Annotated in this window: 20 protein-coding genes; 19 read left to right on the top strand and 1 reads right to left on the bottom strand. The window is 56.8% G+C overall.

Features of this window, described 5'->3' with window-relative positions; translation table 11 throughout:
- The coding region (locus tag JWR17_RS22005) for a response regulator (RefSeq protein ID WP_299834788.1) at window positions 1–560 on the top strand (560 nt) is incomplete at its 5' end.
- Between the two features lie 120 nt (window positions 561–680).
- Here JWR17_RS22005 and JWR17_RS22000 read toward each other — a convergent pair.
- Complete coding sequence (locus JWR17_RS22000) at window positions 681–1,688, bottom strand: AraC family transcriptional regulator (RefSeq protein ID WP_299834786.1); 1,008 nt, start codon at window positions 1,686–1,688, stop codon at window positions 681–683.
- A gap of 128 nt (window positions 1,689–1,816) precedes the next feature.
- On the opposite strand from JWR17_RS22000, the gene JWR17_RS21995 reads away from it, so the two are divergent.
- The 18 genes from JWR17_RS21995 (at window position 1,817) to JWR17_RS21905 (ending at window position 21,146) form a co-directional block, all read left to right on the top strand.
- Window positions 1,817–2,884 carry a fatty acid desaturase gene (locus tag JWR17_RS21995; RefSeq protein WP_299834784.1) on the top strand — a complete coding sequence of 356 codons (1,068 nt, stop codon included), beginning with the start codon at window positions 1,817–1,819 and terminating at the stop codon, window positions 2,882–2,884.
- Between the two features lie 424 nt (window positions 2,885–3,308).
- On the top strand, window positions 3,309–4,109 hold the full coding sequence (locus tag JWR17_RS21990) for an energy transducer TonB (protein WP_299834782.1): 801 nt from the start codon (window positions 3,309–3,311) through the stop codon (window positions 4,107–4,109).
- Window positions 4,110–4,157: 48 nt separating this feature from the next.
- Window positions 4,158–4,883 (top strand): MotA/TolQ/ExbB proton channel family protein, encoded by a 726-nt coding sequence (locus JWR17_RS21985; RefSeq protein ID WP_299834780.1) that lies wholly within the window; start codon window positions 4,158–4,160, stop codon window positions 4,881–4,883.
- A 1-nt stretch (window position 4,884) separates the two neighbouring features.
- Window positions 4,885–5,286, top strand: coding sequence for a biopolymer transporter ExbD (locus tag JWR17_RS21980; protein WP_299834779.1), 402 nt, complete (start codon window positions 4,885–4,887; stop codon window positions 5,284–5,286).
- A gap of 419 nt (window positions 5,287–5,705) precedes the next feature.
- Entirely contained in the window at window positions 5,706–6,287 is a 582-nt protein-coding gene (locus JWR17_RS21970) for an alpha/beta hydrolase (protein WP_299834777.1), read from the top strand.
- A gap of 85 nt (window positions 6,288–6,372) precedes the next feature.
- Window positions 6,373–7,323, top strand: coding sequence for a sigma 54-interacting transcriptional regulator (locus tag JWR17_RS21965; protein ID WP_299834775.1), 951 nt, complete (start codon window positions 6,373–6,375; stop codon window positions 7,321–7,323).
- 204 nt (window positions 7,324–7,527) lie between these two features.
- Window positions 7,528–8,310 carry a MetQ/NlpA family ABC transporter substrate-binding protein gene (locus JWR17_RS21960; protein WP_299834773.1) on the top strand — a complete coding sequence of 261 codons (783 nt, stop codon included), beginning with the start codon at window positions 7,528–7,530 and terminating at the stop codon, window positions 8,308–8,310.
- A 322-nt stretch (window positions 8,311–8,632) separates the two neighbouring features.
- Window positions 8,633–9,529 carry a TauD/TfdA family dioxygenase gene (locus JWR17_RS21955; RefSeq protein WP_299834772.1) on the top strand — a complete coding sequence of 299 codons (897 nt, stop codon included), beginning with the start codon at window positions 8,633–8,635 and terminating at the stop codon, window positions 9,527–9,529.
- A 16-nt stretch (window positions 9,530–9,545) separates the two neighbouring features.
- A complete protein-coding gene (locus JWR17_RS21950; RefSeq protein ID WP_299834770.1) occupies window positions 9,546–10,427 on the top strand; it encodes an ABC transporter ATP-binding protein in 882 nt (293 codons plus the stop codon).
- Window positions 10,428–10,475: 48 nt separating this feature from the next.
- Window positions 10,476–11,330: an ABC transporter permease gene (locus JWR17_RS21945; RefSeq protein WP_299834768.1), complete on the top strand. Its 855-nt coding sequence runs from the start codon at window positions 10,476–10,478 to the stop codon at window positions 11,328–11,330.
- Window positions 11,331–11,454: 124 nt separating this feature from the next.
- Window positions 11,455–12,474, top strand: a complete 1,020-nt coding sequence (locus JWR17_RS21940; RefSeq protein ID WP_299834766.1) for an ABC transporter substrate-binding protein — start codon at window positions 11,455–11,457, stop codon at window positions 12,472–12,474.
- A 53-nt stretch (window positions 12,475–12,527) separates the two neighbouring features.
- The gene (locus JWR17_RS21935) at window positions 12,528–13,193 is read left to right on the top strand and encodes an amino acid ABC transporter permease (protein WP_299834764.1); all 666 of its coding nucleotides are present in this window, start codon (window positions 12,528–12,530) and stop codon (window positions 13,191–13,193) included.
- Window positions 13,174–13,833 carry an amino acid ABC transporter permease gene (locus JWR17_RS21930; RefSeq protein WP_299834762.1) on the top strand — a complete coding sequence of 220 codons (660 nt, stop codon included), beginning with the start codon at window positions 13,174–13,176 and terminating at the stop codon, window positions 13,831–13,833. The genes JWR17_RS21935 and JWR17_RS21930 overlap by 20 nt, the downstream gene beginning before the upstream one ends.
- Window positions 13,830–14,606, top strand: coding sequence for an amino acid ABC transporter ATP-binding protein (locus JWR17_RS21925; protein ID WP_299834760.1), 777 nt, complete (start codon window positions 13,830–13,832; stop codon window positions 14,604–14,606). The genes JWR17_RS21930 and JWR17_RS21925 overlap by 4 nt, the downstream gene beginning before the upstream one ends.
- Window positions 14,603–15,502 (top strand): transporter substrate-binding domain-containing protein, encoded by a 900-nt coding sequence (locus JWR17_RS21920; RefSeq protein ID WP_299834758.1) that lies wholly within the window; start codon window positions 14,603–14,605, stop codon window positions 15,500–15,502. Before JWR17_RS21925 ends, JWR17_RS21920 begins: the two co-directional genes overlap by 4 nt.
- 363 nt (window positions 15,503–15,865) lie before the next feature.
- Window positions 15,866–16,987, top strand: coding sequence for an efflux RND transporter periplasmic adaptor subunit (locus JWR17_RS21915; protein ID WP_299834756.1), 1,122 nt, complete (start codon window positions 15,866–15,868; stop codon window positions 16,985–16,987).
- A complete protein-coding gene (locus JWR17_RS21910; RefSeq protein ID WP_299834754.1) occupies window positions 16,984–18,054 on the top strand; it encodes an efflux RND transporter periplasmic adaptor subunit in 1,071 nt (356 codons plus the stop codon). The genes JWR17_RS21915 and JWR17_RS21910 overlap by 4 nt, the downstream gene beginning before the upstream one ends.
- The gene (locus JWR17_RS21905; RefSeq protein WP_299834753.1) at window positions 18,051–21,146 is read left to right on the top strand and encodes an efflux RND transporter permease subunit; all 3,096 of its coding nucleotides are present in this window, start codon (window positions 18,051–18,053) and stop codon (window positions 21,144–21,146) included. Before JWR17_RS21910 ends, JWR17_RS21905 begins: the two co-directional genes overlap by 4 nt.
- The last annotated feature ends 129 nt before the right edge of the window (window positions 21,147–21,275 follow it).

The raw sequence follows: 21,275 nt of genomic DNA, 5'->3' as shown, positions 1-21,275 counted from the left end.
CAGGTCGCCACTTTGTCGAAGAGCAAACCTATGATCTGGTGATCCTCGACGTCATGTTGCCGGGCCTGAACGGCTGGCAACTGCTGCAACTGATCCGTAAGCGGGGCACCACGCCGGTATTGTTCCTAACGGCGCGCGATGCCATTGAAGACCGACTGCGCGGGTTGGAATTGGGCGCAGACGACTACCTGCTCAAGCCGTTCACGTTCGAAGAGTTACTCGTCCGTGTGCGTACGTTATTGCGACGCGGACCGACGGGCACCGCTGACAGTTACGCGATTGCCGATTTGGAAATCGATGTGCAACGCCAACGCATCAGCCGTGGTGGACAGCGTATCTCGTTAAGCGATCAAGAATTCGAATTGCTGCAATTGCTCGTTAGCCGCCAGGGCGACGTCATTTCTCGGTCACTGATCGCCTCGCAAGTGTTCAACAACGACAGCCAGAAAGTTGAAATCGCCATCCACCGCCTGCGCTCGAAAATCGACGAGCGTTATGTGCCGAAGCTGATTCATACCGTGGGCGCCGTGGGGTATCAGTTGGCGGTGCTCAGCGAGTAACCAACAACTCCGACGGTTTCACAGATAAGCTTGGGAATGATCTAAAACCTCCCACCGGAACCCCGGCATGACGCTGGATTTGGGTGGTTCCGATCTCCCAGGCTTTACGGAATATGCGTTTTACCTGCCCAACCTCTCCCGGAACTGGCTTGGCGTCTGTCCAGTCCAGCGTTTAAACGCGCGGCTGAAGCTGCTGGTGTCGCCGAATCCCAATAGATAAGCGATCTCGCTCAGTGAGGTCTTCGGGTCGCGCATGTGCTGGATGGCAAGATTCTGTCGGCACTGGTTCAGCAGTAAGTCATAACGAAAACCCTCGTCGGCCAAATGCCGCTGCAGGCTGCGCAAGCTTAGGTGCAGATTTTGCGCGATGTACTCGGCGGACGGTTCGCCGTCCGGTAATTGCGCCTCTATCGCCGCCCGTACACGACGTTCCCAGGTCATGGGTTTGAGCTGTTCCAGGGTGCGCTTGAGCACCGTTTCGTTGTGCTCGGCAAGCTCCGGGTTACCGTCTTCCAGCCGACTGTCGAAGTCACTGCAAGCAAACGCCAGCAGGTTCTCTTTAGCGCAAAACACAATCGGCGCCCGAAACACGTCATGCCACGGCTGCGGATCGGCCGGCGTAGGCCGTTGTAGATAAACCGCCAGCGGCGCGTAATCACGGCCCAGACGGTTACGGCAGGTGCGCACATAGATCGCGGCGAAGGCATCAATGGCCTCGGCCGCAGGCGCCGGATTGCCTTCGACCGCACTAAAACGAAACTCATAACGTTCCTGGGTTTTGCGCAGGTCCATCGCCAGCACATCGCTGACCACCTCGTGATAACGCACGATGCGCTCGAACACCTCTTGCAGTGTGCCGCTGGCCACCAGGGCGTAGCCCAGCGCATGAAATGTGGTCGGGCTTACAAACCGCGACACTCGCAAACCGATCGCCGGGTCACCGCTGGCTTGGACCGCCAGTTGCCACAGTCGGGTGGTCGCGGTCACCGGATAACGGGCATTTGGGTCGTCCATCAACAGCGGATCAAGTCCAGCGGTTTGACACAAGGCGATGCTGTCCAGGCCTAAGGCGTCGAGTTGCTTGCGCAGGGCACGTGTCCAACTGGCGAGGGTGGTGGGTTCAGTCATGGCGATTGGCGCGTGTGGTTAACAGGTTGGCGTATGCGGTCAGGCGGAGTCGCGCGCATGGGTGCACTGTGTCATCCATCGTTAACCCCTTGTTATCAACGCTAGCTCAATAAACAGAGGATGGAAGCATGCACGGCACTTCTGCAAGTCCCGACAGGCTGAATGCACAACAGCGATCAGCCCATATTCGCGCCACAGTGATGGCACGGGGTGACGAACTGCGTCGACGCTACCCGATCCTTAAGCATCAGAACGCCATCGGCGTCGGTATTTTAACCGTCGCGTTGGGCGGCATGCTGGCCAGTGCGGCGTTGTACATGGGTGGGTACATGGCCTGGTGGGTGTGCCTGCTGCTGAATGCCTTTTTCGCCTCGCTGACACACGAGTTGGAGCATGACCTGATCCACAGCATGTATTTCCGCAAGCAGCGTATCCCGCACAACCTGATGCTGGCGCTGGTATGGATGGCGCGCCCCAGTACCATTAATCCCTGGATTCGGCGGCACCTGCACCTCAATCATCACAAGGTTTCCGGCACCGAAACCGACATGGAAGAGCGCGCCATCACCAATGGCGAGCCCTGGGGTTTTGCCCGGCTGTTAATGGTCGGCGATAACGTGATGTCGGCGCTGATCCGCATGCTGCGAGCAAAAACGTGGTCACATAAAATGTCGATCCTCAAACGTACGCTGCGAGTCTACGCGCCATTGGCGTTGCTCAATTGGGGTTCGTGGTACGTGTTTCTTGGCTTCCATGGGGCCAATGGAATTGCCAGCCTCCTGGGCGCCCCCATCGACTGGTCAGCCAACACCCTGGCGACGATGCACGTGATTGATATTGCGGTGGTAGTGCTGGTGGGTCCCAACGTGCTGCGGACTTTTTGCTTGCACTTCGTCAGTTCCAACATGCATTACTACGGCGACGTGGAGCTAGGCAACGTGATGCAGCAATGCCAAGTGCTAAATCAGAAATGGATGTGGCCGTTGCAGGCGTTCTGTTTCAATTTTGGTAGCACCCACGGCATTCACCATTTCGTAGTCAAGGAACCGTTCTACCTCCGCCAGATGACCGCTCCGGTCGCGCACAAAGTCATGGCTGAAATGGGTGTGCGCTTCAATGATTTCGGTACGTTTAGCCGGGCGAATCGGTTTGTTCGCACCAGCGAAGGGGTCAGTGTCGTGTATCAGGCCCGCTGATTGATTCCCTCAAACAACGCATAACTTAATGGATTACGAAATATAAATTGTAGGAGCGCGCTTGCCCGCGATGGAACGCGAAGCGGTCCCGAGATGCTGAACTCGGTATTCGCTGGAAGATTGATTTTGCGATTTTACGACCGCTTCGCAGCCGATCGCGGGCAAGCGCGCTCTTACATTGACCGTATCTGCTGCGCGACAGCGCGTCCCCGAAGGGGACAACCAGCTGCCTGCGCAGCAACAGTGGTTCAACAAAAAGTCCATTCAACGCTGATTCTCCAGCAGCCAAGACCGCCTGAAAGGCCCATTTCATAACGGTTTATGGGTTGGTACAGCTCTTGCTATCTCCTGTTATCCAGACAATTGCGTGCTTTGATGCCGAGGTCCGCTTCTTCTGGATTCGTTTACTACCAGGAGCTTATCAATGGCCAACGTCCAGACCGCAGCCAATGCCCTAGAGGCGCTGTGGCATCAAGCGCCTAGCGGCGAATTGATTGACCTCGGCCGGGAATTTCGCGTGCCGTTGGGGCAGTCGCGCTTGCAAAGCACGCCCAAGGGTATCTTGAGCCGTCGCGAAGCGATCCTTCTGGGCGTGTTAGCGCTGGTGCTGCACGGCGCAGTGATTTACGGGCTCAACCAGAACCCGCCTGCGCCGTTGCCCGTTGTGCCGCCGGAGGTCCCGCCGATGACCATCGAGTTTTCGCCGCCGACTCCGCCGGTGGTGGAAACGCCTCCGCCGCCCACGCCCCAGCCGGTGGTCGAACCGCCGCCTCCAGTAGAGGACGAATTGGCCGTCAAGCCACCGCCCCCTCCTAAACCGCCCAAGCCCAAACCGATTGTCAAACCAGTGCTTAAACCCGTTGCGAAACCGGTTGAACAGCCGCCTGCGCCTGCACAACCGGTTGCTGCGCCTGCACCTCCAGCGCCGCCCGCGCCCAAACCATTAACGCCGCCATCGGCAGGTGCCGGTTACCTGCACAACCCGGCGCCGGAATACCCATCGCTGGCAATGCGTCGTGGTTGGCAAGGCACAGTGTTGTTGCGGGTTCACGTATTGGCCAGTGGTAAGCCAGGTGAGATCCAGATTCAGAAGTCCAGCGGCCATGAGCAGCTCGACCAGTCAGCAACCGACGCCGTCAAACGTTGGAGCTTCGTCCCGGCCAAGCAGGGCGATGTCGCACAAGACGGCTGGGTCAGCGTCCCTATCGATTTCAACATTAAATAATCACCGACCGCTAGCAGACCTTAATGCCTAAGCAAGAGAGCCTACGCCATGAACTTACTGACATCTCCCTTTGATTCCATCGAACACGCGGTCATCTGGCTGCTGGTACTTTTCTCCGTAGCCACGTGGGGGTTGGCATTGCTCAAGGGCTCACAGTTCACCCGGCTCAAGGCCCAGGATCGAAAGTTTCATAAGCAGTTTTGGGCAGCATCGAGCCTGGACGCAGCGGCTGGGTTGGCCGCTAGCGAACCCGGTGCCGCAGCGCGAGTCGCGCAAGCCGGTTACGCCGCGATTCAGGTGGGGGAGGCGCCGCACGCTGCTGATCTGAGTCAGTCCATCAATCATCAGGACCGCCTTGAGCGCGCCCTGCGCCAGCAAATCGTGCGCGAGCGCCGCTCCCTGGAAACCGGCCTGGCAGTCCTCGCGAGTATCGGCAGCACGTCGCCATTCATTGGTCTGTTCGGCACCGTCTGGGGAATCATGTCCGCCCTTAAAGGCATCAGTGCAGCGGGCTCTGCAAGCCTTGAAACCGTGGCCGGTCCCATCGGTGCGGCACTGGTCGCAACCGGTGTCGGGATCGCCGTCGCGGTGCCCGCAGTGCTGGTTTACAACTACTTTCTGCGTCGCCTGAAACTGACCGCCGCCGACCTCGACGACTTCGCCCACGACTTCTACAGCCTGGCGCAGAAGAGTTCGTTCCGCGTGCTGATCCACCCAACGCTTAACAAAGCGTCGCCGGGTGTTCCTGCGAACAAAGTGAAGGAGGCGTCCTGATATGGCCTTCTCTACCCAAGATTCCGATGAGGTGCTGAGCGAAATCAACGTCACGCCGCTGGTGGACGTGATGTTAGTCCTGCTGGTGGTGTTCATCGTCACTGCGCCGTTGCTAACCAACTCGATCCCCATCAACCTGCCGAAGACCGAAGCGGTAGCGCCTGCAGAAAAGAAAGACCCGCTTGTGGTGAGCATCGACGGGAAGGGCAAGCTGTTCATCAACAAGGATGAAATCCAGCCAGATCTGCTGAAAAGCAGCCTGGAAAGCGCCAAAGCCAAAGACCCCGACGTGCGTGTGCAACTGCAAGCCGACGATGGCGTGAATTATGGCGAAGTGGCGCGGGCCATGGCCTCCATTGAAAAGGCCGGGATTACCAAATTATCAGTGATAACCGCCAAGTAGTTTTTCTGTAACAGAGATTGGCTAGGATTGTTTTGAAAGTTTTGTGGGTCGCCCCTTAGGCAGGGGGCGGCCCTCTTTTTTGTTTGTTCTCATTGTATAAGTCCGGATAGCTTCAAGATCGTAAGCGGAAGGTGTAAAACGGTACTCAGCCATGCCTGTTCAACATTCCTGCTTGAATTCCTCGGTGTCGAGTGGGCGAGGCTCCCCGCTAGATTCACCCTCCGTCAGCGCAACGCGAATATCCTCAAGTTCGGCGCTACGCTCTTGGTCCCGTCGGCTTATCTGAAACTCTAAATTTCCACGTCCCATAAGTTTATATATTCCTTTCAGACCTTAACAAATAGCTTCTTATTCCTTAACGAATATATGCGACGTCCCTATACTTTGCCCTGAACGCAAACGTGCAGGAGACGCACCCCATGCGCAACGAGTCGATCCGCTTTCTGATAGTGCCGGGCTGGCAAGGGTCTTCAGATGACCATTGGCAGACGCATTGGCAGAACAGCTTGCCCAATAGCTCACGTGTGGAACAGGCCGATTGGCTCAAGCCGCGCCGTGAAGACTGGGTAGGTGAATTGCAGCGTGCAATTGCCGCTGACAGCACGCCGGTGATTCTCATTGCTCACAGCTTGGGCTGTATTACCGTTGCGCATTGGGCCGAGCTGGCTCCCAGGCAATCGCTGCACCAAGTGCTGGGTGCGTTGTTGGTGGCGCCTGCTGACGTTGAGCGGCCAAATTGCCCACCGGCCTTACGTAACTTCGCACCAATTCCTACGCATTTGCTGCCGTTTCCTACGCAAGTGGTCAGTTCGGACAACGATTCGGCGGTGGGCACTCAGCGCGCGCTGGAGCTGGCATTGGGTTGGGGCGCAGAAGTGGGGATTGTGAGCGGTGCCGGGCACATCAATGTGAAGTCCGGACATCAGCGTTGGGAACAAGGGTTCGCCTATTTGTATCGTCTGCAAAGCCGCATCGAACAGCACACGCTTCGCCGCGCTTGAGCCAAACTTTCTTGTCGGGCCATTTGGTCCTGCTGTCTATTTTTTAACGCTTGAGCCGTCGCAAGGGCTCAGGCGGGAGTATGCCATGAGCCCTCACGAAACCTTTGGCCAGCCGTTGCTGACATTCCCCGATGCAGAAAAAAGCCCGCTCAGTATTCGCGCTAAAGCGCTGGTATTTGTCGACCCGCGCTCGCGCCAACTGCGCGAGGAACTGGAGCACCTGGCGCCCCGGGCCTTGCCGGTGTTGATTCGCGGCGAGACCGGCAGCGGCAAAGAATTGCTGGCCCGGCATATTCATCGCGCCAGTGACCGGGCTGGACTATTTGTATCGGTTAACTGCGGCGGGATCAGCCCGACCTATGCCGATGCCGAATTGTTCGGTTACACCGCCAGCGCCCATACCGGTTTGGCTGGCAGCCGGGCCGGGTGGTTTGGCTCGGCCAATGGCGGCACCTTATACCTGGACGAAATTGGTGATTTGCCGTTGCCCATTCAGACCAAACTCTTGGCTGCGCTGGAAAATCATGAAGTGACCCGCGTTGGTGCGCAGCAACCGAGCCCGGTAGACGTGCGTCTGGTGGCGGCCACCAGCATTGATTTGACGCAGGCAGTGGCGGCGGGAAAATTCAACGAACGGCTTTTCCATTACCTGAGCGAAGGCAGCCTGGAGTTGCCTGCACTACGCGAAAGGGTGGGGGATATTTTGTCGTTGGCCGAATACTTCTTAGGCATCTACAGCCAGCGATTAAGTCTGCCGGTGCCGTTGATCAGCGAGGCCGCCCAGCGCGTGCTTGAGCGGCACAGCTGGCCAGGCAATACCCGGGAGCTGGAAAATGTCATTCACTTTGCATTGCTGGTAAGCAGCGGCGATGAAATTCTTCCCGAACACCTCAACCTGCCTGACGTTGTCGACCCCCTCGCGCAGATAGCCCGTCAGACCGAGCAATTGCTTAGCCGCGCCGAGCCAGGGCAACTTGCTGAATTGCAACGACTTGTCGTGCAACTAACCCAGCGTCTCGCGCAAACGCCGGGCTAGACGCCTTTAATCGGTCCGGATAATGGCGCATTGCCGGCTTAAGCACTAAAAAGCATAACTAACGCTGTAAAAATTATTGTCATGGAATAACAAATATCGGTAATGTCCGCTCCACGCCGCCGATCCGCAGAAGCTGCAAGATAGGCGGCAAATTACTTCTACGCCGTCACCTGTGATGACCGCGATTTTTGCTAAGGACTTTGCATGAAAAAGACGTTGTTATTGACCGCTCTGGCGGCTGCACTTTCGATTGGCCTGGCTCACGCCGGCGAAAAACTGGTTGTCGGCGCTACGGCGGTTCCCCATGCCGAGATCCTTGAACTGATCAAGCCTGAGCTGGCGAAAGAAGGCGTGGACCTGGAAATCAAAGTCTTCAGCGACTACGTACAGCCAAACGTACAGGTTTTCGAAAAGCGTCTGGACGCTAACTATTTCCAAACCAAACCGTACCTGGACGGCTTCAACACCGGTAAAAAAGCCAACCTGGTGACCGTCATTGGTGTTCACGTTGAACCCTTTGGCGGCTACTCGAAAAAATACAAAAGCCTGGCTGACCTGCCAGACGGCGCCACCGTTGCTATCCCTAACGAAGGCAGCAACGCAGGCCGTGCTCTGCTGCTGTTGCAGAAGGGTGGGCTGATCACTCTGAAGGATCCAACCAACGCGCTGTCAACACCGAAAGACATTGCCTCCAACCCTAAGCATCTGAAATTTCGCGAGCTGGAATCGGCATTGCTGCCACGCGCTCTGGACCAGGTTGATCTGGACTTGATCAATACTAACTACGCTCTGGAAGCCAAGCTCAGCCCGAAAAAAGATGCTTTGATTCTCGAAGGCGCTGATTCGCCTTACGTGAATTTCCTTGTCGCTCGCCCTGACAACCAGAACAGCGCAGCCATTCAGAAATTGGCTAAAGCGTTGACCAGCCCTGAAGTCAAAGCGTTCATCGCCAAGAAATATGACGGCGCGGTATTGCCAGCGTTCTGATACAAATTCAAGCGTCACTGATTTTTACGCCGACGGCTTTCATAGCGTCGGCGTTTTTGTTTTTGCCTGCCGGGAACTCTGTAAGAGACAACCTGTTGGCGAGGCAATGTGTCAGACAAGCCGTATAAGGGCTCTCGCCAACAAGTTGGCTCCTACAGGAATCGAGGATTAGCAGGCAAAGAATCCCGTGAAAAATGCCATTGGATTGGGGCCGCTAGCGTTTCCAGTGCTATCCATATGCACTAACGGTATTTAAACTAAATTTCTTATACCTATAAAGTCCCGATTCTAAATTGCTTAGTCACTTGGAGTCGGAGTTCTCATGCCAGTAGCCTCCCCAGCTTCTTCCGCTGTAAACGTAGCCAGCCAAGTCTTCGACGTTCGCCCCTTCGAAGGGAAAGTCGGAGCCGAAATCATCGGTCTGGATTTGTCCAAGCCGCTTAATGACACTGACTTCGCCCGCGTGCATCAAGCGCATCTGGATTACCACGTTGTGGTTTTCCGCAATCAGCAGATCACGCCGCAGCATCAGATCGATTTCAGCCGACGCTTTGGCGTTCTGCAAATCCATGTGCTCAAGCAGTTTCTGTTGGCCAATCATCCGGAAATCCTGATCGTCTCGAACATCGTCGAGAACGGCCAGCCGGTGGGCCTGGGGGATGCGGGCAAGTATTGGCATTCGGACCTTTCGTACAAAGAACTGCCAAGCCTCGGCTCGATGCTCCATGCGCAAGAGCTGCCCAGCGAAGGCGGCGACACGCTGTTCGCCAATCTGCATCTGGCCTGGGATACATTGCCGCAAGCTCTGCGTGATGCAGTCGAAGGCCGCTCTGCAGTGCATTCCTACACCGCACGCTACAGCGAAGGCAAAAACGCTGCTAGCTGGCGTCCGACGTTGACCGCCGAACAGCTTGCGCAAGTCGCCGAAGTGACCCACCCGATAGTGCGCACGCACCCGGAATCCGGTCGTAAAGCACTGTTCGTCAGCGAAGGCTTCACCACGCGCATCGTTGGCCTGCCGGACGACGAAAGCCGTGAGCTGTTGGATCAGCTGTACGCCCACAGCGTGCGTCCTGAGCATATTTACCGCCACCAATGGCAGCCGCATGACCTGGTGTTCTGGGACAACCGTTCATTGATCCATCTCGCCGCTGGTTGCCCGCCAGAGCTGCGCCGCAAGCTGTTGCGCACCACCATTCAAGGTGATGCGCCGTTCTGATCGGAGGAGCCGTTCCATGAATGCTGTTTTGCAAAGCCACACGGCTAGCGAAAGCTCAATCGTGCCGCAGGTCGATCAGCCCGCCGCTGAAGCCCTGTTGCAAGTCCAAGGCGTAAGCCTGGAATACCGCACCCCTGAACGGGTGGTGCGGGCGACCCATCAAGTGAGTTTTGAAATCGATCCGGCGGACCGCTTCGTCCTGCTCGGCCCATCGGGTTGCGGTAAGTCGACGTTGCTTAAAGCCGTGGCTGGATTTATCCAGCCCAGCGAGGGGCAGATCCGCTTGGCGGGTGCGCAGGTCACAGAACCCGGTCCAGACCGGATTGTGGTGTTTCAGGAATTCGACCAGTTGCCACCCTGGAAAACGGTGATCCAGAACGTCATGTTCCCCTTGCTGGCTTCACGCACGTTGAAGCGCCGTGAGGCAGAAGAACGGGCACGTTACTACCTTGAAAAAGTGGGCCTCAGTGCCTTCGCCGACGCCTACCCGCACACCTTGTCCGGCGGCATGAAAGCGCGGGTGGCGATTGCCCGTGCGCTGGCCATGCAACCGAAAATCCTGCTGATGGACGAGCCCTTTGCCGCGCTCGATGCGTTGACCCGCCGCAAAATGCAGGAAGAGCTGTTGGAACTGTGGGAGGAGGTGCGCTTCACCTTGTTATTCGTGACTCACTCCATCGAAGAAGCTTTGGTGGTGGGCAACCGGATTCTGTTGCTATCACCGCACCCAGGCCGGGTTCGCGCTGAAATCAACAGCCACCAATACGACCTCAACAGCCTCGGCGGGGTGGATTTCCAGCGCACTACCCAGCGCATCCATCGCTTGCTGTTCGATGAAGGTGAGGCCGAGCCGGCCGAACGCGAACTCAGTTTCAAAGATGTCCGCATCGCGTATTGAATCAACCCTCGGTATTAGCAGGGCAGCAACCCCAAGAGAATTCGACACATGACCATTCGACCGGAATACGAAGTCACGCTGGAGCCTTTTACCCAAGAGGACCTGGCGCGTGACATCCCGTTGGCGCAACGCATCTGGCAACAGAGCTGGGTACGTAAAACCGTGATCCTGCTGGCCCTCGCGCTGATATGGGAGTTGGCCGCGCGTTACCAAAACAATGACCTGCTGCTGCCCAGCGTATTGCAAACCGCCAGCGCTTTTTACGATGGCATTGCCAGTGGCGAGCTGCTGAGCAAGGTATGGATATCCTTGGCGGTCCTGATCAAAGGCTACGTAATCGGCATCGTCCTGGCGTTCGCGCTGACCACCCTGGCAGTGTCGACCCAGCTGGGGCGAGATCTTCTAAGCACTCTCACCGCCATGTTCAATCCTTTGCCAGCGATTGCACTCCTGCCGCTGTCATTGCTGTGGTTCGGCCTGGGTCAGGGCAGTCTGATTTTCGTGCTGGTGCATTCGGTGTTATGGGCGTTAGCGCTGAACACCTACTCGGGCTTTCTCGGGGTCTCGGAAACCCAGCGCATGGCCGGGCGCAACTACGGCCTGAAGGGCTTGCGCTTCGTTTGGTACATCCTGATACCCGCTGCGCTGCCGTCGATTCTGTCCGGGCTGAAAATCGGTTGGGCCTTCGCCTGGCGCACCTTGATCGCCGCCGAACTGGTATTCGGCGCGCAGTCCGGCAAAGGCGGCTTGGGCTGGTACATCTACCAGAACCGCAACGAGCTCTACACAGACAAAGTGTTCGCCGGCTTGATCGCGGTGATCCTGATCGGCCTGCTGGTGGAAAACCTGCTGTTCAACAACATTGAGCGGCTAACGGTTAAACGCTGGGGCATGCAGCGTTGATGCTGGCTTTTTAAGACTATCGATATTCCAAAATCCTATTTATTTATAGTGTTTAGGTAACTGTAAGCTATATGCAACGCCGGACCACCGGCCTGTCGTATTCATTATTTTTGGTGAGAATTTCATGGCCACATCGTTCAAGCGTCCGGCGCTTACTACACTCGCAGCAGCGTTGGGTTTGGCCGGAGCACTGCTCGGTAGCGGCGCCCAGGCTGAGGGAAAAATCAGCATTGCCCAGCAGTTTGGCATCGGCTATTTGATCCTCGACGTGGTGCGTGATCAGCATCTGATCGAGAAACACGGCAAAGAACAGGGCCTGGACATCGCGGTGGATTGGAACAGCATTTCTGGCGCCACCGCCATGAACGAAGCCTTGCTCGCTGGCGCCCTCGACGTAGTATCTGCTGGCGTGCCGCCGATGCTCACCGTGTGGGACCGCACCAAAGGCAAACAGAACGTCAAGGCCATCGCCTCGCTCGGTTCGATGCCCAACTATTTGCTCAGCAATAACCCTGACGTGAAGACCCTGAAAGACTTCACTGACAAAGACCGCATCGCTGTGCCGGCTGCGGGCGTGGGCTTCCAGTCACGCACGTTGCAGATCGAAACCGCCAAAGTGTTCGGCGACGCCGAGTTCAAGAAATTCGACAATATCTCCGTCAGCCTGCCGCACCCAGACGCAACTGCCGCGCTGATTGCCGGTGGTTCCGAGCTAAACGCACACTTCTCCAGCCCGCCGTTTCAGTACCAGGAACTGGAGAATCCCAAGGTCCACAAAGTGCTCAGTTCTTACGACGTGCTTGGCGGACAGGCCACGTTCAACGTGCTCTACACCACTCAGAAATTCCACGACCAGAACCCAAAAACCTATAAAGCCTTTTACGATGCGCTGGCTGAAGCCGAACACATCATCAAGGCCAACAAACCTGCCGCCGCTGAGACCTACATCCGTGTAGAACAGTCGAAACTGCCGCTGGCCCTCGTCGAAAAGATTGTCTCCGATCCAGAGATCGACTTCACCATTACCCCGCAGCGCACCTACATCTATGCCAGCAAACTGCAGGAACTGGGCGTGTTGAAGAACAAGGCTGACAGCTGGAAAGACTACTTCTTCGAAGAAGCGCATGGCACGCCGGGTAGCTGAGTTTTCATCGTCTGATACCCCGCTTCGCCAATACATCTTTAACAGGCTGTCCCATGACCCTGGACTACCCCTTTATCCTCAGCACCCTGCCGTCTTTTTTGAAGGCGGTCGGGGTGACGTTACAGGTGGGTTTGATCGCCATTTGCACGTCGCTGCTGGTGGCGTTGATCAACTCCACAATCCTGGTGTTTCGTACACCGTACCTGCATCGATTGGTGGCGCTGTACGTCGAGTTGGCGCGCAACACGCCGTTGTTGATTCAACTGTTTTTCATCTACTTCGCTTTACCCACGCTGGGGATAAAAGTTTCTGGATTCTGCGCCGCGATTATCACCATGACCTTTTTGGGTGGCGCGTATTTGACCGAAGTCTTGCGTGCTGGCGTTGATGCGGTACCCCCGGCGCAGCTGGAGTCCGGGCGTTCCATTGGGCTTTCGCAATGGCAATTACTGCGTTACGTGATTTTGCCCCAGGCGGGCATCCTCAGCCTGCCTGCGCTGTTTGCCAATTTTATTTTTTTGCTCAAAGAGACCACGGTGGTTTCTGCAGTTGCGGTTCCGGAAATTCTTTACACCACCAAAAGCTACATCGCGCTGTATTACAAAACCTACGAAATGCTCACCGTGTTGACGCTGATTTGCGTGCTGTTGTTCTTGCCGTTGTCATTGCTGCTCAGCTACCTGGAACGGAGGCTTCAACATGGCCAGTTCGGGTCTTGAATTGCTGTGGGTATCGTTGCCGCAACTGGGCAAAGGTGCCGCGCAAACACTGTCCATTTCGCTGCTGAGCATTTTAATCAGCACGGTGGGCGGGGTGTTGTATGGCGTCTTGCGCACGTTGAACGCTTATTGGCTCAACATGATTTTGCGGGTTTATCTGGAATTGTTTCGAGCGATTCCAGTGTTGGTCTGGCTGTATCTGTTGTTCTTCGGCTTGCCGATTTTCTTCGGTCTCAGTATCCCGAGCTTTTGGTGCGGCGTGTTGGTGTTGTCGTTATGGGGCAGCACCGAAGTCGGTGAAGTCGTCCGCGGCGCCTTGCATTCTCTGCCACGGGGGCAGCGGGAGGCGGGTTTATCCATCGGTCTTTCCGACCCGCAGCTGTACGGCTATGTACTGATTCCGCAAGCGCTGAAGCGGATGACGCCGCCGACCATCAACATCTACACCCGCATCATCAAGACCAGCTCGTTAGTGGTGCTGATTGGCGTCGTCGACGTGATCAAGGTCGGACAACAAATTATCGAGCGCACCTACGAATCGGTGTTGATTTACGGCGCGTTGTTTTTGTTTTTCTTCTTCATTTGCTACCCGCTTTCTGCCGCCTCCCGCGTGCTGGAGCGACGCTGGACGCAAGCATGAGCGCACTGATCGAGTTCAAAGGCTTCAATAAGTTTTTCGGCAGCCAGCAAGTCCTGAAAGAAATCGACCTGACGGTTGAGAGCGGAGAAGTGATCGTTATTCTTGGTCCCAGCGGTTGCGGCAAAAGCACTTTGCTGCGCTGCCTGAATGGCCTGGAAGTGGCACACAGCGGGAGCTTGCGTTTTAACGGACGCGAGCTGCTGGAGCCTAAAACCGACTGGCGCCAAGTGCGGCAAGACGTCGGCATGGTGTTCCAGAGCTATCACCTTTTTCCGCACATGACCGTCCTCGAAAACGTCTTGCTCGGTCCGCTGAAAGTACAAAAGCGCAAACGCAATGAAGCGTTGGCGCAAGCCGAAGCGTTGCTTGAACGGGTGGGTCTTTCGGACAAGCGCGATGCTTTTCCACGGCAATTGTCGGGCGGCCAGCAACAGCGTATCGCTATCGTCCGTTCGCTGTGTATGAACCCCCAAGTCATGTTGTTCGATGAGGTAACCGCTGCCCTCGATCCGGAGATGGTCAAGGAAGTGCTGGAAGTGATCCTCGACCTGGCGCGCGGCGGTATGACCATGCTGATCGTTACCCACGAGATGGCCTTTGCACGCGCGGTAGCTGACCGCGTCGTGTTCATGGAGGCCGGAAGCATCCTCGAACAGAACACCCCGGAGTCATTTTTCACGAACCCGCAAAGCGCACGGGCGCAGCAGTTTCTGGAGAAATTCTCCTATGTAGAAACCATGCCCAAGAAATCGAAAATCAAGGAGCTGTCATGAGCGCTGTTCACTTAACATCTGCCAAATCACTGCTGTTAGTTCCGCTGCTCGGCCTAGGCCTGCTGGCCGGTTGCGGCAACAATGACGCACCCGCCAAGCCAGCTGCAACCGCCAGTACCGCCGCTGCGCCAGCCCCAGGCTATCTGGCCAAAATCAAGGCCCGCGACAAATTGATCGTGGGCGTATTTACCGATAAACCACCGTTTGGTTTTGTCGATGAAAAAGGCCGGTACGTAGGTTTTGATACCGACATAGCCCGTCAATTCGCCAAAGACTTGTTGGGCGATGAAAATAAAGTCGAGTTCGTCGCGGTTGAACCGGCGAGCCGTATCCCCTTTTTGCAAAGCGACAAAGTCGACCTGATTCTCGCCAACATGACGGTCACGCCAGAGCGTAAAGAAGCGGTAGAGTTCACTAACCCGAACCTCAAGGTTGCGGTCCAGGCCTTGGTACCACAAGGCAGCACCGTGGTTAAACTTGATGACCTGGCTGGTAAAACCACCATCGTCACCACCGGCACCACGGCTGATATTTGGCTGACCAAAACCCACCCGGACTGGAAGCTGTTGAAGTTCGAGAAGAACTCCGAATCGCTGCAAGCGTTGTCCACAGGTCGCGGCGACGCTTACGCTCAGGACAATCTGGTGCTGTTCAGCTGGTCTAAACAAAACCCTGGTTACCGCGTTCTGCCAGAAAAACTCGGCGGTGAAGCACCGATTGCGCCAGCGGTGAAAAAGGGCAACATCGAACTGCGTGACTGGATCAACACTGAATTGGCGAAGCTGGGTGAAGATAAATACCTGCTCAAGCTGTACGACCAATACGTGCGCAAACAGCTGAGTGACGACACCAAGCCTGAAGATGTCATCGTTGAAGGCGGTAAGTGGCAGGGTTAAGACTCATACATCGACAATCTGTAGGAGGTTCCGCCACGTCTCCGACGCCGCGCTGTCGCGCAGCAAACACAAAACCTACAAATTATTTTTAGGTCAATAAGTTATGCGTTGTCTGATAATAGTTAACTTGTTGGCGAGAAGCTTGATGACATATCAATATCAGGCCTACCGCTTCGCCAACAAGTTGGCTCCTACAGACGACCTGCAGCCAGGTCGGACCGACTAGCAACTTATTCCAATATCCCTTGAGTTTAATCAGTGCAGGAACCCTGATCTACGCTCACAGTCGCATACCTCGGGTTTAGATGCGTTTTCTGCGCGAGCCTCACAGGTATCCACCACGGCATTTGCAAAGGAGTCTGCATGCCTGTTCATCAATCATTTTTTGCTGCCGTTAGTCTGGGCTTGGTGTTCGGGTTGCTGGTGGGTTGCGGTGACAAACCGGCTGAAGAACCCCAGCGCCCTCGCGTTTATGTGCAGCAGGTGAAAACCGCCGACTTCGCCGCCGCCGTGTCGCTGACCGGCGATGTACAGGCGCGGGTGCAGACTCAGCTGTCTTTTCGCGTCGGCGGCAAAATTATTCAGCGCATGGTCGATGTCGGTGATCGGGTGTCGGCCAAGCAAGTGCTGGCCAAGCTTGACCCCAAGGACCTACAGACCAGCGTCGATTCGGCGGTCGCTGCGGTGGCGGCTGAACAGGCGCGCGTGACCCAAACCAGCGCGGCGTTTGTTCGCCAGGAAAAACTCCTGCCCAAAGGCTATACCAGTCGCAGCGAATACGATTCAGCCCAGGCGGCGTTGCGAAGCAGCCAAAGCGCATTGAAGGCTGCTCAGGCGCAACTGGCCAACGCCCGTGAGCAGTTGGGGTACACCGCATTGGTGGCGGATGCGCCGGGAATTATCACCGCGCGCCAGGCAGAGGTCGGGCAAGTGGTACAGGCCACTGTGCCAATTTTTGGCCTGGCACGGGATGGCGACCGAGACGCCGTGTTCAACGTTTACGAATCACTGTTCGTCAACCCGCCCACCAATCAGGCGGTACAAGTGACTTTGCTCGATAACCCCCAAATCGTCGCCACCGGCAAAGTGCGCGAAGTGACCCCGGCGGTCTCCGCGCAGACGGGCACGTTACAAGTCAAAATAACCCTTAGCCAGCTACCCGCGGGTATGGAGCTGGGCTCGGTGGTCAGTGTCGCCTTGAGCATACCCGCCAAAGCCAGCGTCCAGCTGCCATGGGCGGCATTGACCAAAGGCCTCGGTGACCAATTGGGTCAGCCCGCGGTCTGGGTGATCGACGATCAAGGCAAAGCCAATTTGCATGCGGTCCATGTCGGGCGTTATCTCACCGGCAGCGTGGTGATCAGCGATGGGTTGAACGCGGGTGAACAGGTGGTGGTTGCCGGTGGCCAGTTGTTGCATCCGGACATGCTGGTTGAAATCGCTGAGACACCGCAGCCGACAGTAACGGCGAAGGTACAGCCATGAAGCGTTTGTCATTGATGTTGCTAGGCAGTGTGATGATAAGCGCCTGCAGCAAACCCGAGCCGCCGCCGGAACCCGTACGGCCGGTACTGTTCATCGAGGTTCAACCCGAGTCCGTGGAAAACCTTGGACGCTTTGCTGGCAATATCCAGGCGCGCTACGAAAGCACCTTGGGCTTTCGCGTGCCGGGCAGAATTGCCCAGCGCAGCGTCGACGTTGGCAGTGAGGTTGAGAAGGGCCAACTGTTGGCGACCCTGGATCCTACCGATCAGCAAAACAACCTGCGCGCTCGCCAAGGCGATCTGGCACGAATCGAAGCGCAATGGATCAACACCCAGGCCAACGCTCGCCGTCAGCAAGAATTGTTTGATCGAGGCGTCGGTGCCCAGGCACAACTGGATGTCGCCCAGACGGATTTGCGCACCACCCGGGCCTCGCTGGAGCAAGCGCGTGCGGCCATGAGCCAGGCTCAGGATCAGCTTAATTACAGTGAGCTGCGCACCGACCACGCCGCAGTCGTGACGGACTGGAAAGTCGAGGCCGGGCAAGTGGTGAGCGCTGGTCAGGAAGTGGTCACACTGGCTCGCCCCGACATCAAGGAAGCGGTAATCGACCTGCCTGCGTCGCTGGCCGATGAGCTGCACGAAGGTGTTGAATTCAAGGTCGCCGGGCAGCTCAATCCCGACATCAACACCACAGCGACTCTGCGGGAAATAGAACCCCAGGCCGAACGCTCGACACGCACCCGCCGTGCGCGTCTGACGCTGGCCGAGACGCCTGCCGCGTTTCGTCTGGGTACGGCGATCAGCGTCACCCTGACCACCGCCATCGAAACACGCACGCAACTGCCGGCCACCGCCGTGCAAAACGTCGACGGCAAAACTCAGGTTTGGATCGTCGACATGCAAAATCAGACGGTGGCCCCGCGAGAGGTCAATGTCGTTAGCCAAGGGAACGATAACGTGCTGCTGGTGGCGGGTGTGAAGGCTGGCGAACGGGTGGTCAGTGCCGGCGTAAACAGCCTCAAGCCAGGTCAGAAAGTCAAAGTCGATAAGGACGCGCCACGATGAAAGGGAAGTTCAACCTGTCCGATTGGGCCATCAAACACCAGTCGTTCGTCTGGTATTTGATGTTCGTTGCGCTGTTGATGGGGGTATTTTCATACCTGAACCTGGGCCGCGAGGAAGACCCTTCGTTCACCATCAAAACCATGGTGATCCAGACCCGTTGGCCCGGCGCCACCGTGGATGAAACCCTGGAACAAGTCACCGACCGTATCGAGAAAAAGCTCGAGGAACTGGACTCCCTTGACTACGTGAAAAGCTACACCCGACCCGGCGAATCCACTGTGTTCGTGTACCTGCGTGACACCACCAACGCCAAAGCCATTCCGGAAATCTGGTATCAGGTCCGCAAGAAAATCAACGACATTCGTGGCAGCTTTCCCCAGGGCATCCAGGGTCCGGCGTTCAACGATGAGTTCGGTGATGTTTACGGATCGATCTATGCATTTACTGCAGACGGCCTGTCCATGCGCCAACTGCGTGACTACGTAGAGCAGGTGCGGGCAGGTATTCGTGCCGTACCGGGTCTGGGCAAAGTCGAGATGATCGGCCAGCAGGACGAAGTGCTGTACTTGAACTTTTCCACGCGCAAACTGGCTGCGCTGGGGCTGGATCAGCGGCAAGTGGTGCAAAGCCTGCAATCGCAAAATACCGTCACGCCAGCGGGGGTAATCGAGGCCGGGCCGGAGCGGATTACCGTACGCACATCGGGTCAATTCGCCTCGGAGAAAGACCTTGAGGCGGTCAACCTACGCCTCAACGACCGCTTCTACCGGCTAAGCGATATCGCTGACATCAGCCGCGGCTACACCGACCCACCCACGCCCCTGTTCCGCTTCAATGGCAAGCCCGCCATCGGCCTGGCCATTGCCATGAAGAAGGGCGGCAATATTCAGGAGTTCGGCAAAGCCCTGCATTCTCAGATGGACAACGCCACCGCCGACCTACCTATCGGGGTCGGTGTACACAACGTGTCGGATCAGGCGCAAGTAGTGGAGAAGGCTGTGGGTGGCTTCACCAGCGCGCTGTTCGAAGCGGTGGTGATCGTATTGATCGTCAGCTTCATCAGTCTCGGCGTGCGTGCCGGGCTGGTGGTGGCGTGTTCGATCCCGCTGGTGTTGGCGATGGTGTTCGTCTTCATGGAATACAGCGGCATCACCATGCAGCGGATTTCCCTCGGCGCGTTGATCATTGCCCTTGGTCTGTTGGTGGACGACGCCATGATCACGGTGGAGATGATGGTCACGCGGCTGGAACTCGGCGAGACCAGACAACAGGCAGCGACGTTCGCCTATACCTCCACAGCGTTTCCAATGTTGACCGGCACCTTGGTCACCGTGGCCGGCTTCGTACCGATTGGCCTCAACGCCAGTTCTGCGGGGGAATACACCTTCACCCTGTTCGCAGTGATTGCGGTCGCCATGCTGGTGTCATGGGTGGTGGCGGTACTGTTCGCGCCGGTGATTGGCGTGCACATTCTCAGCGAGAACATTAAAAAGAAATCCGAAAAACCGGGACGCCTCCCACGGGTATTCAATGGCGGCATGCTGTGGGCGATGCGCAACCGTTGGTGGACGATCATCATCACGGTGTTGCTGTTTCTGGCAGCGGTGTTCTCCATGGGCTTCGTGCAGAACCAATTCTTTCCATCGTCAGACCGGCCCGAAATTCTGGTGGACCTGAATCTGCCGCAAAACGCCTCGATCAACGAAACCCGCAAAGTCGTCGACCGGCTCGAAGCGACGCTAAAGGACGATCCGGACATTGCGCGCTGGAGCACATACATCGGCCAGGGCGCGGTACGCTTTTACTTACCGTTGGATCAGCAACTGGAAAACCCGTACTACGCGCAATTGGTCATCGTCAGCAAAGGCCTTGAGCAGCGCGGTGCCTTGACCGAACGCTTGAAAAAGCGCCTGCGCGATGATTTCGTGGGCATCGGCAGTTACGTACAACCACTGGAAATGGGGCCGCCGGTTGGGCGCCCGATTCAATACCGGGTCAGCGGTAAGGACATCGACCAAGTCCGGCAACATGCCATCGAACTGGCGACATTACTGGGTCAAAATTCGCACATTGGCGAAATCATTTACGACTGGAACGAGCCGGGCAAAGTCCTGCGCATCGACATTGCACAAGACAAGGCGCGACAGTTAGGGCTGTCGTCCGAAGACGTAGCGCAACTGATGAACAGCATCGTCACCGGATCGCCAGTGACCCAAGTGCGCGACGATATCTACCTGATCAACGTGGTAGGGCGCGCCGAAGACGCCGAACGTGGCACTCCGGAAACGCTGCAAAACCTGCAAATCGTCACGCCCAGTGGCACATCGATTCCGCTGCTGGCGTTTGCTACCGTGCGCTATGAGATGGAGCAGCCGCTGGTGTGGCGTCGAGACCGTAAACCCACCATCACCGTCAAGGCAGCGGTGCGCGACTCGATACAGCCTACGGACCTGGTCAAACAGCTTAAACCGGTTATCGACAAGTTTGCCGGTGGATTGCCACTGGGCTTTAAAGTCGCCACCGGCGGTACGGTGGAGGAGAGCGGCAAGGCCCAAGGGCCCATTGCCAAAGTGGTGCCACTGATGATTTTCCTCATGGCCACGTTCTTGATGATCCAGTTGCACAGCGTGCAAAAGATGTTTCTTGTTGCCAGCGTCGCGCCACTGGGTTTGATCGGCGTGGTGTTGGCGCTGATTCCCACGGGCACGCCCATGGGTTTCGTGGCGATCCTCGGGATCCTTGCATTGATCGGTATTATCATCCGCAACTCGGTGATTCTGGTGACGCAAATCGATGCATACGAGCGCGACGATTATCTGCCCTGGGACGCGGTGGTCGAGGCTACCCAACACCGCCGTCGCCCGATCCTGCTGACGGCTGCGGCGGCCAGCCTCGGCATGATCCCCATCGCCCGGGAAGTGTTCTGGGGCCCCATGGCCTACGCCATGATTGGCGGGATCATCATCGCGACGCTGCTGACCTTGCTGTTCCTGCCGGCGTTGTATGTGGCCTGGTACAGGATTAAAGAGCCGAGCAAAGAGCAGCGGGAGGAAGCTGCCTCAAAAAACCGCGAACCAGGCCATCATCTGTAGGAGCCAACTTGTTGGCGAGACATATTCTGCGGCGATTCGGTTCTGGCCCCTCGCCAACAAGTTGGCTCTTACAGGGGTTTTTTTCATCAATGGCCTGTAGGTGCTGAAGGCTTCGAGCAATGCATTTGA

Origin of the sequence: Pseudomonas sp., assembly GCF_028293835.1 — a bacterium.
Lineage (GTDB): Bacteria > Pseudomonadota > Gammaproteobacteria > Pseudomonadales > Pseudomonadaceae > Aquipseudomonas.
This window is presented reverse-complemented; position numbering and strand designations above follow the sequence as displayed.

What these genes read in the sequence shown, in the direction of transcription:
- JWR17_RS21970 (WP_299834777.1), top strand. Translation starts at nt 5,706, where the DNA reads ATGCGCAACGAGTCGATCCGCTTTCTGATAGTGCCGGGCTGGCAAGGG.
- JWR17_RS21995 (WP_299834784.1), top strand. Translation starts at nt 1,817, where the DNA reads ATGCACGGCACTTCTGCAAGTCCCGACAGGCTGAATGCACAACAGCGA.
- JWR17_RS21925 (WP_299834760.1), top strand. Translation starts at nt 13,830, where the DNA reads ATGAGCGCACTGATCGAGTTCAAAGGCTTCAATAAGTTTTTCGGCAGC.
- JWR17_RS21990 (WP_299834782.1), top strand. Translation starts at nt 3,309, where the DNA reads ATGGCCAACGTCCAGACCGCAGCCAATGCCCTAGAGGCGCTGTGGCAT.
- JWR17_RS21955 (WP_299834772.1), top strand. Translation starts at nt 8,633, where the DNA reads ATGCCAGTAGCCTCCCCAGCTTCTTCCGCTGTAAACGTAGCCAGCCAA.
- JWR17_RS22000 (WP_299834786.1), bottom strand. Translation starts at nt 1,688, where the DNA reads ATGACTGAACCCACCACCCTCGCCAGTTGGACACGTGCCCTGCGCAAG.
- JWR17_RS21905 (WP_299834753.1), top strand. Translation starts at nt 18,051, where the DNA reads ATGAAAGGGAAGTTCAACCTGTCCGATTGGGCCATCAAACACCAGTCG.
- JWR17_RS21980 (WP_299834779.1), top strand. Translation starts at nt 4,885, where the DNA reads ATGGCCTTCTCTACCCAAGATTCCGATGAGGTGCTGAGCGAAATCAAC.
- JWR17_RS21910 (WP_299834754.1), top strand. Translation starts at nt 16,984, where the DNA reads ATGAAGCGTTTGTCATTGATGTTGCTAGGCAGTGTGATGATAAGCGCC.
- JWR17_RS21985 (WP_299834780.1), top strand. Translation starts at nt 4,158, where the DNA reads ATGAACTTACTGACATCTCCCTTTGATTCCATCGAACACGCGGTCATC.
- JWR17_RS21920 (WP_299834758.1), top strand. Translation starts at nt 14,603, where the DNA reads ATGAGCGCTGTTCACTTAACATCTGCCAAATCACTGCTGTTAGTTCCG.
- JWR17_RS21930 (WP_299834762.1), top strand. Translation starts at nt 13,174, where the DNA reads ATGGCCAGTTCGGGTCTTGAATTGCTGTGGGTATCGTTGCCGCAACTG.
- JWR17_RS21965 (WP_299834775.1), top strand. Translation starts at nt 6,373, where the DNA reads ATGAGCCCTCACGAAACCTTTGGCCAGCCGTTGCTGACATTCCCCGAT.
- JWR17_RS21940 (WP_299834766.1), top strand. Translation starts at nt 11,455, where the DNA reads ATGGCCACATCGTTCAAGCGTCCGGCGCTTACTACACTCGCAGCAGCG.
- JWR17_RS21935 (WP_299834764.1), top strand. Translation starts at nt 12,528, where the DNA reads ATGACCCTGGACTACCCCTTTATCCTCAGCACCCTGCCGTCTTTTTTG.
- JWR17_RS21945 (WP_299834768.1), top strand. Translation starts at nt 10,476, where the DNA reads ATGACCATTCGACCGGAATACGAAGTCACGCTGGAGCCTTTTACCCAA.
- JWR17_RS21960 (WP_299834773.1), top strand. Translation starts at nt 7,528, where the DNA reads ATGAAAAAGACGTTGTTATTGACCGCTCTGGCGGCTGCACTTTCGATT.
- JWR17_RS21915 (WP_299834756.1), top strand. Translation starts at nt 15,866, where the DNA reads ATGCCTGTTCATCAATCATTTTTTGCTGCCGTTAGTCTGGGCTTGGTG.
- JWR17_RS21950 (WP_299834770.1), top strand. Translation starts at nt 9,546, where the DNA reads ATGAATGCTGTTTTGCAAAGCCACACGGCTAGCGAAAGCTCAATCGTG.